This window comes from Clostridium sp. AF37-5 (assembly GCF_003477605.1).
Classification (GTDB): domain Bacteria; phylum Bacillota; class Clostridia; order Lachnospirales; family Lachnospiraceae; genus Eubacterium_F.
This window is the reverse complement of sequence record NZ_QUDR01000029.1, coordinates 20,225-27,977: the sequence shown is the minus strand read 5'-3', so window position 1 is coordinate 27,977 and position 7,753 is coordinate 20,225. Positions and strand designations below refer to the sequence as shown.

The 7,753-nt window shown below is 39.4% G+C and carries 7 protein-coding genes and 1 pseudogene; 6 read left to right on the top strand and 2 right to left on the bottom strand.

From position 1 onward, the window contains the following. Nucleotides 1–48 precede the first annotated feature (48 nt). Both tnpA and DW019_RS13730 read right to left on the bottom strand, forming a co-directional pair. A pseudogene (gene tnpA, locus DW019_RS13735) lies at nt 49–440 on the bottom strand (IS200/IS605 family transposase). Nucleotides 441–869: 429 nt separating this feature from the next. Beyond that, nucleotides 870–1,106 carry a DUF6061 family protein gene (locus DW019_RS13730; RefSeq protein WP_118443936.1) on the bottom strand — a complete coding sequence of 79 codons (237 nt, stop codon included), beginning with the start codon at nt 1,104–1,106 and terminating at the stop codon, nt 870–872. A gap of 589 nt (nt 1,107–1,695) precedes the next feature. On the opposite strand from DW019_RS13730, the gene thiS reads away from it, so the two are divergent. The 6 genes from thiS to DW019_RS13700 all read left to right on the top strand — a co-directional run bounded on the left by thiS (nt 1,696) and on the right by DW019_RS13700 (nt 7,688). After that, nucleotides 1,696–1,893: a sulfur carrier protein ThiS gene (thiS, locus tag DW019_RS13725; RefSeq protein ID WP_022377948.1), complete on the top strand. Its 198-nt coding sequence runs from the start codon at nt 1,696–1,698 to the stop codon at nt 1,891–1,893. 70 nt (nt 1,894–1,963) lie between these two features. Beyond that, nucleotides 1,964–2,755 (top strand): thiazole synthase, encoded by a 792-nt coding sequence (locus DW019_RS13720; RefSeq protein WP_117480131.1) that lies wholly within the window; start codon nt 1,964–1,966, stop codon nt 2,753–2,755. A 66-nt stretch (nt 2,756–2,821) separates the two neighbouring features. Further along, on the top strand, nt 2,822–3,976 hold the full coding sequence (gene thiH / locus DW019_RS13715; RefSeq protein WP_347461761.1) for a 2-iminoacetate synthase ThiH: 1,155 nt from the start codon (nt 2,822–2,824) through the stop codon (nt 3,974–3,976). Next, entirely contained in the window at nt 3,969–4,538 is a 570-nt protein-coding gene (locus tag DW019_RS13710; RefSeq protein WP_118443935.1) for a thiamine phosphate synthase, read from the top strand. The genes thiH and DW019_RS13710 overlap by 8 nt, the downstream gene beginning before the upstream one ends. Before the next feature lie 73 nt (nt 4,539–4,611). Next, nucleotides 4,612–5,532: a homoserine O-succinyltransferase gene (metA, locus tag DW019_RS13705; protein ID WP_118443934.1), complete on the top strand. Its 921-nt coding sequence runs from the start codon at nt 4,612–4,614 to the stop codon at nt 5,530–5,532. Between the two features lie 131 nt (nt 5,533–5,663). Then, nucleotides 5,664–7,688 (top strand): methyl-accepting chemotaxis protein, encoded by a 2,025-nt coding sequence (locus DW019_RS13700; RefSeq protein ID WP_118443933.1) that lies wholly within the window; start codon nt 5,664–5,666, stop codon nt 7,686–7,688. The last annotated feature ends 65 nt before the right edge of the window (nt 7,689–7,753 follow it).

The window sequence follows — 7,753 nt, the reverse complement described above, 5'->3', positions numbered from 1 at the left end:
CTATCTTGCCTTTGCCGCTTTTGCCTACCCCTGAAAGGGGTATTTGTACTACTCGCTACCCTTAAAAGAGGTTCCGTACTCTCTTACGCTTAATTTGTCCATTGCTATGTCATGCGTTTCCTGTTCCTGTATATATTTCTTTATTGTTGCCTCATTTAAGCCTACTGTACTTACATAATAACCTTCTGCCCAGAAATGACGGTTTCCAAATTTGTACTTTAAATTTGCATGTTTATACTTACCAGCATATGTATATGGTCTGGCATTAAATGACCTTCTATTATTTCTACACCTTTATAACCACACAACTGTTTCAAAATATCACGAATGCTTTCTTTGTATTGATTATAAATTACTTTTCGCCTATACTTAGGTGTGAACACAATATGGTATTTACACATCCATTTTGTGTGGGACAGACTGTTTGCTTTTTTAGCCATTAAAATCATCTTTCCTTTCGTTATAAGATAGCTTGAACAAATGGAAAGCTGATTTTTTCTAATAACAACTTATCTTCCACCCACATAGCAGGTGGTTTTTTGTTTCCCATGGTTTCATTTCTCTTTTGAGAAACTCCGCTCGTAGTCAACAGACTAAAGTCCATAATAAAAAATGAGACATATAAATGGCTATGGCAGGGAGGAATAAAAAATGCTTATTTATGGGTCATTTTGGATAGCGGTTAAAAAATGCATGGCAGATAAGCCTATTAAAATGGTATGCCGCATTTGCCTATATCGAGTTTACTCGAATATAGGCAAATAAAGCAGACTATCAAAAATGTGTTTTTACCGAGGGTACATCAGCAAATCAAAGGCCTCGTAATGCTTAAAATCATGTTATAAAAGATTCTAAGCATTTTTGTTTTGTCAAATATCCAGATTATCTTCAGCATCTATAAATATCTGCAATTCGTTATTCAAATAAAGCCCTGCATATTCAAGTGGATTATCTATTGCCATTGCATTTAGAACGTGATCAGTCCATGCTGTAGTTTTTAATCCTTCCTCTGCCTTATTACAGTCAATTCGTAATATGTAGCCATCAAATGTAGTAATATCAATACTGTTATGGTACATATTATAACTTGCAGAAATAAAATTCATACCATCAACTCCTAACATTATAAAATTTAAGCATATCTTTCAGACCAATTACCTTTTCATTATTTGTTATTTGATATAATTTTCCTTTCCCCTATTTTTGCCCTTATCAGCACTTGTAATCATAAGGGAAGTGGTATAAAATGATGTAATGAATAAAATAAAGTTGACTTGCTTAAATATAGAGTTTTCAAGGGTTGACGGCATTTTTTATGAAGTTGTGAGGATGGATAAGATATGGTTTGAGCAAATGTTCGCTGCCAGTTTCTTTGGCTTTCAGTAATTCCGGCAGAAGAATTTTGTGGCTCGTGGGTTTTGAGTACGTCGGTATGTGGCACTGGTAGTTTCAGTGCCCATACCGCTACGCACTCAATTAACGGGAGTGCCCACGAGACGCAAAACTTTTCTGCCGGAATTACGGAAAACAAAAAAAGTGGCAACAAATACTGCCAACAAACCCACTTGACACCCCCTAACATTCATGATATAGTTGAGAGCAGATTGAGGATATCTCAAGAAGGGGCACACCACCTCGGGTGTGGACTTTTTTTGTGGTATCCTTTTGTTGTATCAGAGAGAAAGGAGAGACGATATGATTTGCTTGAATGGAAACCAGGTTTCAGACTGTGAAGGATTATCACTGGAAGATTTTATCGCAAAACAAAATTTTGAGAAGAACAAAATTGCGGTTGAAATCAACGGTGAGATTATTCCAAAGAAAGATTACGAAACGGTTCAGATAAAAGAAAATGATGTGATTGAAGTGGTAAGTTTTGTTGGTGGAGGTTGATAAAACAACCCTGTCAAAATCATGACATGTAAAATGTAAATTCAAATACAAAGATTGAGAGGATAAGAACATGGAAAATAAAGATACTTTTATGCTTGGTGGACAGGAGTTTTCTTCCCGTTTCATCTTAGGCTCCGGAAAATATTCACTGGATTTAATCAAGGCATCGGTTGAAAATGCCGGTGCACAGATTATTACATTGGCGCTTCGCCGTGCGAATCAGGATGGACGTGCAAATATTTTAGATTATATTCCGGAAGGTGTTACCTTGCTTCCGAATACATCCGGTGCGAGAAATGCTGACGAAGCAGTTCGTATTGCACGCTTGTCAAGAGAAGTTGGCTGTGGCAATTTTGTAAAAATTGAAATTATGAGAGATTCCAAATATTTGCTTCCGGATAATCAGGAAACCATCAAGGCGACAGAAATTCTTGCAAAAGAAGGATTTGTAGTTATGCCTTACATGTATCCGGATTTGAATGTGGCACGTGATTTGATGAATGCCGGTGCTGCATCGATTATGCCTTTGGCTGCACCGATTGGCTCGAACAAAGGTCTTTGTACAAAAGAATTCATTCAGATCTTGATTGATGAAATTAATCTTCCGATTATTGTGGATGCCGGCATTGGAAAACCATCTGAAGCATGTGCTGCAATGGAAATGGGAGCTGCCGCAATTATGGCGAATACCGGTATTGCGACAGCTGGAGATATCCCGGCTATGGCAGAGGCATTTAAACTGGCGATTGAGGCAGGAAGAAAGGCTTATCTTGCCGGTACAGGACGCGTGTTAGAGCGTGGGGGAAGTGCATCTTCACCGCTGACCGGCTATATTCAGGATGGCAGTTTCAAAACGAAATAAAGATAGTTGGAGGACGACATGGATAAAGTAAATGAGAGTATATTAAGTGAAACAATTCTGGAAGATATGAAGGAAAACCGAATTGACCACATGACATATTTAGAGGGAATGGAAGTTTTGGATTCCGATGTTGAGAAAACGGTTGTGGAAGCAATGAATGCTTACGATTATGATTCTTATACGGCTGCGGATGTCCGCCGCGCGATTTATAAAGACAATCGTACACCCGAAGATTTTGCAGCACTTTTGTCACCGGCTGCCCTTCCTTTTTTGGAAGAAATTGCACAGATGGCACAGAAGGAGACAAGGAAACATTTTGGTAATTCCATTATGATGTTTACACCGCTTTATATTGCAAATTACTGTGAGAATTATTGTATTTACTGTGGTTTTAACTGCCATAATAAAATCCGTCGTGCGAAACTTGATGCCGAGGGGATTGAACGTGAAATGGTTGAAATTGCAAAATCCGGTTTGCAGGAAATTTTGATTTTAACCGGGGAGAGCGAGAAAATGTCGGATGTAAAATACATTGGAGAGGCTTGTAAGATTGCAAGAAAATATTTCAAGGTGATTGGCTTGGAGGTATATCCGACAAATTCCGAGAACTATGCGTACTGGCATAAATGTGGTGCCGATTATGTTACCGTATTTCAGGAGACCTACAATTCAGATAAATATGAAACACTTCATCTGGCAGGTAAAAAACGTATTTTTCCATATCGATTAAACGCACAGGAACGTGCATTAAAGGGTGGTATGCGAGGCGTTGGTTTTGCTGCTTTGTTAGGCCTTGATGATTTTAGAAAAGATGCATTTGCAACAGGAATTCATGCCTATTTATTGCAGCGGAAATATCCACAGGCAGAAATTGCATTTTCCTGTCCAAGACTTCGCCCGATTATTAATAATGATAGAATTAATCCGATGGATGTGCATGAAGCGCAGTTGTTACAGGTTGTGTGTGCTTATCGTCTGCTTTTACCGTTTGCTTCCATTACGGTTTCTACTCGTGAATGTAAGCGCGTCCGCGACAATCTGATTCAAATTTGTGCAACGAAGATATCTGCCGGCGTGGACGTTGGAATTGGTGGCAGAAGCGGAGAAGAGCAGGGCGACGAACAGTTTGAAATTGATGATACCAGAAATGTGCAGGAAGTTTATGATGCGATTTTGGAGCATGGACTTCAGCCGGTTATGAGTGATTATATTTATGTATAGAATAGCAGTAACAAACCGTCATCTGTGTGAGGGGGATTTTTTGGAAAGAATCCGGCAGATCGCACAAGGCGATGAATATAATGCCATCCTTTTGCGGGAAAAAGATTTATCCCATGAGGAATATGAAGAACTTGCGGGAAAGGTTTTGAAAATTACGAATCAGGAAGGTAAAAAATGTATTCTGCATACGGATTACCGGGCGGCACTTTCTCTTTCGCATCCTTTTGTGCATATACCGCTTTCAGTTATGGCACAGATGTCTCAAAAGGAAAGGGAAAAACTTCGTAATTCCGTGAAGGAAATGAGTACGTCGATTCATTCTCTGGAACAGTTAAAAGAGGCAGAGGCATTTTTAATGGATTTTGTAATTGCCGGTCACATATTTGCTACGGACTGCAAAAAAGATTTACCGCCGAGAGGATTATCATTTTTGGAAAATATTTGCGATAATTCAGAGGTTCCTGTCTATGCTATTGGCGGCATGACAAAGGAGAGAGAGCCGGAAGTTATGCGTAAAGGTGCAAGCGGTATTTGTATTATGTCAGGATGCATGAGAGAATAACCGCAAGCCTTGCAAACAGTATCTGGTTGTGTTACAATGGCAAATATTATCAAATAAGTTAGGAGTGGTAATTGTGCCTATTAAAATTCAGGATTCACTACCTGCCCAGAAAATTCTGGAAAATGAAAATATATTTGTAATGACGGAGTATCGTGCAATGCATCAGGATATTCGACCGCTGCATGTATTGATTTTAAACCTTATGCCGACAAAGATTGAGACAGAAACACAGCTTTTGCGTAAATTGTCCAATACACCGCTGCAGGTGGATGTGGAGTTTATGCAGACGAGCAGTTATAAGCCGACGCATGTGGCACCAAGCCATCTGGAAACTTTTTATCGTGTGTTTGATGACATCAAAGACCGTAATTTTGATGGTATGATTATTACAGGAGCACCGCTTGACTATACCAAATTTGAAGACGTGGATTACTGGGATGAGTTAACAAATATTATGGAGTGGTCAAAGAAGCATGTTCACTGTACTCTTTACATGTGTTGGGCTGCATTTGCCGGTTTATATTATCACTATGGTATTGAGAGGGTCGACAGAGAGGAAAAATTATCCGGCGTGTACAAACATCGGGTGCTGAAAAAAAGCTCTCCACTGTTTCGCGGTTTTGATGACATTTTTGACTGTCCGCAGTCACGTGCGATGACGGTAAACAGAGAAGATGTTGAGAAAATTCCGGAACTGGAAGTACTTGCCGTATCAGATGCGGCAGGTGTGGCGGTTATAAAAACAGAAGACAGCAGACAGTTTTTTATGACGGGACATTTGGAGTATGATTCGGATACACTGGCAAAAGAATATTTTCGTGACCTGGATAAGGGAATGAATCCGAGTATTCCGGCTAATTATTTTCCGGATGATAACCCGGAGAAAAAGCCGGTTGTCCGCTGGCGTTCTGCCGGTCAATTGTTCTACAGTAACTGGCTTAATTATTATGTATATCAGAGTACGCCATATGATGTGAGAGACATTAATAAATAAAAAGCTGTTAATGAATTTTTTTTGGAGGAAAGAGTGTCGATTTAAGACATTCTTTCTTGTTTTTTTAAAGGTATGATGTTATAATCTAAATAGAGTTTATAACTATATAATTACATAAAAGGAGATTTGTTATGAGGAAGTCAATTGGATTGAAAATCATGGTGCCGTTTTGCATTCTTGCAATTGTATGTGGACTGTGTTCTACATTGATTTATTCAAAGATTGCACAGATGAATCAGGCAACCAAGTCGATTAGCGACAATTATATGACGATAACGGAGAAGACAGGAGAGATGGAGTCAGATTTTATATTGCTTCAGTATAAGCTGGCTCGCTATGTAACTGCATTTGATGACGATGATTTAAAACAGTTATCAAAGGATATTAAAGAAGCTACAGCACGCATGGATAAGAATATTTCTGTTATTGCAGAGAAGAGTTCTGACGGTGGTGAAGCCGATGCTGTAAAAGACTATAAAGCTGCGTATGCAACATTTAGTGAGTCTTACCAGAAATCGAAAAAGGCAATTGATGATTATGAACTGAATGGCATGAAGAATTTGAACGAAGCGGTAGAGCCTATCTACAAGAAATTCCAGAGTGCTATTGATGACATGCAGAAGGTGAACAGCCAGAAAGTAGAGGATTCGCAGGGAGCACTCGGTGCAGCTGCATCACAGAGTACATTAGCATTTGTTGTTTTAATTGCTTTGTTGGTTGTTTCTATTGTATTCTGTATTTTAATGGTTGTAGCAACAATCCTTCGTCCAACCAAACATGCAATTCGTCACTTGAACGGTATTGTACGAAGTATTGAACAAGACCACGGTGACCTTACATCCCAGATTCAGGTAAAAACAAAAGATGAAGTGGGAACTTTGGTTGTTGGAATTAATAAGTTCATTGATTTGCTCCGCGACATTATTATGGAAATCAAATCCGATGCCGTTGAGCTGCAGGGCAATGTAGAGCAGGTGTTTAATGGTGTAAATACATCGAATGGCGATATCAAACTGGTATCTGAGGTAATGGAAAAACTTTCTGCCGGAATGGAAGAGGTAGCAAACCACGCCGACCATCTGAATGACCAGGCAGGACGTGTTTATGAAGCAATGGAGCATATTGCCGGTGAGGCAAATAATGGTTCTGATTTTGCAAAAGAAATTAAAGACCGTGCGAATGCATTGCAGGAGAGTGGTCAGAAACGCCGTAAGATGACGGCAGAGATGGCAAGTGAAATTAATACACTGCTTCAGAGTTCTCTTGAAAAGAGTAAAGATGTTGAAAAGATTAATGTATTGACAAATGATATTTTGGAGATTTCTTCTCAGACAAACCTGCTTGCATTGAATGCATCCATTGAAGCAGCACGTGCCGGTGAGGTTGGTAAGGGATTTGCTGTAGTGGCTGATGAGATTCGTAAGCTGGCAGATTCAAGCCGTGAGACAGCGAATAACATTCAGGAAATCAGTTTGGAAGTAAACTCTTCAGTAGGAGAACTTGCAGACAATGCCAATAAGATGCTGACCTTTATCCAAAATGAGGTTATGCCGGATTATGATAATCTTGTAAATACCGGTAACCAGTATAACGACGATGCAAATCGTATTGATACATTGATGCTTCAGTTTGCTGACAGTGCAACCGCATTGAAAGATACGATGCATGAGATGGCAACACTGATACATGAGATTTCAGAGACGATTAATGATAGTTCCAATCAGGTATCCGGTGTATCAGAGTCTGTAACTACATTGACGGATAGTATGATGGATATTCAGACAAGCATTCGTGTAACAGAGGATGTAAGCCGTCGTTTGGATTCTGAAGTTGCTAAATTTGTGACAGAGGCGGATGAGGATGTTTCAGCGGCCGTTGATTATGAAGATGTCGTAGAAGAATCTGAATCTTATGAGGAAACAGAAGTAGCAGAGGATGTTGAAACTGGGGTAGATGATGATGTTTATCTTACGATTCCGGACGATGCAGAGGAAAGTGAAACTGTTGACGATGCAGCAGTTGAAACGGAGACTGATGTAGAGGAAGATGAAGCGGCAGCATCATATGAGGATGAGGACTTTTCTGAATTTGCTGAGTTTGGTTCTACGGATGAATACGAACAGTTAGCAGAAGAAGATACCAATGAAGATGCATAAAATCTTCTGACATATAAGTGATGTAAAAAGATAATAAAACAGCCTTCACATCATTGGATGGAAGG

What these genes read in the sequence shown, in the direction of transcription:
- DW019_RS13730 (WP_118443936.1), bottom strand. Translation starts at nt 1,106, where the DNA reads ATGAATTTTATTTCTGCAAGTTATAATATGTACCATAACAGTATTGAT.
- thiS (WP_022377948.1), top strand. Translation starts at nt 1,696, where the DNA reads ATGATTTGCTTGAATGGAAACCAGGTTTCAGACTGTGAAGGATTATCA.
- DW019_RS13720 (WP_117480131.1), top strand. Translation starts at nt 1,964, where the DNA reads ATGGAAAATAAAGATACTTTTATGCTTGGTGGACAGGAGTTTTCTTCC.
- thiH (WP_347461761.1), top strand. Translation starts at nt 2,822, where the DNA reads ATGAAGGAAAACCGAATTGACCACATGACATATTTAGAGGGAATGGAA.
- DW019_RS13710 (WP_118443935.1), top strand. Translation starts at nt 3,969, where the DNA reads ATGTATAGAATAGCAGTAACAAACCGTCATCTGTGTGAGGGGGATTTT.
- DW019_RS13700 (WP_118443933.1), top strand. Translation starts at nt 5,664, where the DNA reads ATGAGGAAGTCAATTGGATTGAAAATCATGGTGCCGTTTTGCATTCTT.